Origin of the sequence: Collinsella sp. AM28-11LB, assembly GCF_003469895.1 — a bacterium.
Taxonomy (GTDB): domain Bacteria; phylum Actinomycetota; class Coriobacteriia; order Coriobacteriales; family Coriobacteriaceae; genus Collinsella.
Map to the genome: position 1 here is coordinate 1 of NZ_QSKJ01000031.1, position 555 is coordinate 555.

The following is a 555-nucleotide window of genomic DNA, read 5'->3' on the forward strand; positions in this document are numbered from 1 at the left end:
CGGCAAGGAGATATATTGCCAGACCGGAGGGGCCCCGGGGGTGGGAATCGCGCACTCCATATTTTGTTCACAAATCAACTAACTGGGCTCCGAGTTGCTCAGAGTCACGCGTATGGTCATAAAACCTGGACAGACCGTATGACCTCGGGAATCTTGCTGTCCACTGTAGACATAGCATCTTTATACCCTCGTCGATCTCCGCTAGTTAGCCCGTAATAAATTGAAGGACAGCGTTAACAAACCTATATAAACGCCAGTGGGGGCCCTATCACAAATTAGATAGAGCCACCACTGGCGGAATGTATTTGATTGAAACAATGCCCCTTAATTAATGTACTGGAAATAAGGAGCAAAAGATCCGTCCGGATATACGTGACGACAGAACCCCGGAGCCGACTGAGCGCCACCAGAAAGCGACATGAGCAAAAAGATCGGCTCTGCCTCGCCGCGAACGACTACGATGCCCTCGACTAAAGCCAATCCGAACACACCTAAAACAGATAGGGCAAATGTCGGTTTATATAACGCAAAAAAGGGGGAGGCCGCGAGGCCTCC

The 555-nt window shown here is 50.3% G+C and carries 1 protein-coding gene; it reads right to left on the reverse strand.

Features of this window, described 5'->3' with window-relative positions; all coding sequences use genetic code 11:
* Window positions 1-324: 324 nt before the first annotated feature.
* The coding region (locus DW732_RS10145; RefSeq protein ID WP_233539436.1) for a hypothetical protein at window positions 325-555 on the reverse strand (231 nt) is incomplete at its 5' end.